This is a genomic window from Microbacterium sp. Bi128 (assembly GCF_918698205.1).
Genome location: NZ_CAKKMM010000938.1, coordinates 1 through 2,022 on the forward strand (window position 1 = coordinate 1; position 2,022 = coordinate 2,022).

At 63.7% G+C, this 2,022-nt stretch carries 3 protein-coding genes; all 3 read left to right on the forward strand.

Features of this window, described 5'->3' with window-relative positions:
- Positions 1 to 211: 211 nt before the first annotated feature.
- Positions 212 to 364 carry a hypothetical protein gene (locus LQV45_RS28235; RefSeq protein ID WP_230010248.1) on the forward strand — a complete coding sequence of 51 codons (153 nt, stop codon included), beginning with the start codon at positions 212 to 214 and terminating at the stop codon, positions 362 to 364.
- Positions 365 to 440: 76 nt separating this feature from the next.
- Entirely contained in the window at positions 441 to 1,595 is a 1,155-nt protein-coding gene (locus tag LQV45_RS28240) for an ROK family transcriptional regulator (protein ID WP_230010250.1), read from the forward strand.
- A 196-nt stretch (positions 1,596 to 1,791) separates the two neighbouring features.
- Positions 1,792 to 2,022 (forward strand): VOC family protein (locus LQV45_RS28245; protein WP_230010252.1); only part of this gene is annotated, 231 nt, incomplete at its 3' end.

The following is a 2,022-nucleotide window of genomic DNA, read 5'->3' on the forward strand; positions in this document are numbered from 1 at the left end:
GGTAGGTGTGGCTGCTGTTGCGCGGCGGGCGGGGAAACCAGAGGGAATTGTTCTAGAGCCAAACATATTACGAATTCTGGGGGTGTCAACCCCAGCAAGCACGGAATTGGTACCCGGCTCTGGCGCTGTGGGTGGGTGAATGTTAAGTTGTTCGTAACAGCAATTTGGGCGACAAATCAAGCGATGAGGCCCTTGGGGGAAGGATCCCACCGTGATTGATCAGATGGTGACCGAACGCAATTGGCCGGAAAACCTCAGCTACGAAACCCATCCGCGCACTGCGTCGGAACCGCAAGACCTCCGGCTGGATTCGGATGAAAAATTCCGCAACGCCTTCCTGGACCGCGCGGTGGCCGGCCGCTGATAGTGTCACGATGATGCCTCCACGTACTCTTGCTTCCGCGGCGGCGAGGGAGCCGGATCCGTCCCGCCGCAACAATTTGTCGCTGCTGACCTCCCTCGTCCACCACCACGGCGTCCTCAGCCGTGCCCAACTGACCCGGCACACGGGACTGAACCGTTCCACCGTCGGGACGCTGATCGGACAGCTCGTTGCGTTGGGCCTGGTCTATGAAACGGCGCCCGCCGGCGAAGGGCACGTCGGCAGGCCGAGTCCGAACGTCCATCCGAGCCCGTCGGTCGCGGCGTTGGCAGTCAACCCAGAAATCGACGCCGTCACTATCGGCCTGGTCAGTCTCGGGGGGAAGGTGCAAAAGAAGATCCGCTTCGACACGGAACGGATACCGAGCGCCCGCGAAGCGGTGAATATCGCATCGGCCGTGATCGCCGGGATGCGCTCCGAGCTGGATGCGTCCTACCGGATCACGGGCATTGGCATGGCCGTGCCCGGCCTGGTCAACCGCGACGACGGCGTGGTCCGGCACGCTCCGCACCTGGGCTGGCGGAACGAGCCGGTCGCCCGAATGCTGAGCGAAGCCACCGGCTATCCGTGCCAGGCCGCGAACGACGCCTCCCTCGGCGCCGAAGCTGAGCTGATTTTCGGCGCCGGCGCCGGGCAGGGGAACCTGATCTACCTCAACGGCGGCGCCAGCGGCATCGGCGGCGGAATCATCTCCGACGGGCAATTGCTCAGGGGCGCCTCCGGCTACGCCGGGGAGATCGGCCATACCTTTGTCCGCTCCGAAGGAAAGCGCTGCCACTGCGGCGCCACCGGCTGCCTGGAAACCGAAGTCTCCCAGTCCCGCCTCCTCGAACTGGCCGGCCTAAGCCGCGGCGACACCGCCGACCTCGAAAAGGCGCTGGCAACCAGCAGCAGTGCTGAGGTGAACGACGAAGTGGCACGCCAGCTCATGTTCCTGGATATAGCCCTGCGCAATGCCGTGAACATTTTCAACCCCGAGGCAATCGTCCTGGACGGCTTCCTGGGAACGCTGTATGCACTCGCACCGGAGTCGGTGGACGGAGTGCTGCTATCCCAGGCAATGGACGGCCCCGCCGGCCAGGTCGAGATCTACCGTGCAGCGCTCGGTTCTGACCTGATGATGATCGGTGCCGCGGAGCTGGCGTTTACCCCGTTCCTGGCCGACCCCGCGGGCCTCGGCACAACCACCCGCACCGCGCCCGCGGCGGGCTAGGAACCCGACACTGGTTCAAAAGCCGGAGCAGCCGGTACGGCGTTGCGCGCGGATCGACCCCTCAGGCCAACTATCTGCCATACAAATAGGTGGCATCAGTAAACGCCTCTTCACCGAATACCTCTCTTGCCTCAGTCTGGTTACTAGACCTGCAGCGACCCCACTCAAGGCAATCAGTACTTAGAAGGAATTCAACGTGGAAACTCCCCTCTCCCATCTTGCCCACCTCGAAATCACCACTCCCGACGTCGAAGCCTCGGCACGGTTCTACGAGGAAAAGTTCGGCATGCGCATCGTCGACCGGGTGGACGGCAACGTCTACCTGCGCTGCTGGGGTGACTACTACCGCTACAGCCTGGTCCTCACCGAAGGTCCGGAAGCTTCCCTGGGCCGGATGGCCTGGCGCGCCAACTCCCAGACCGCCCTG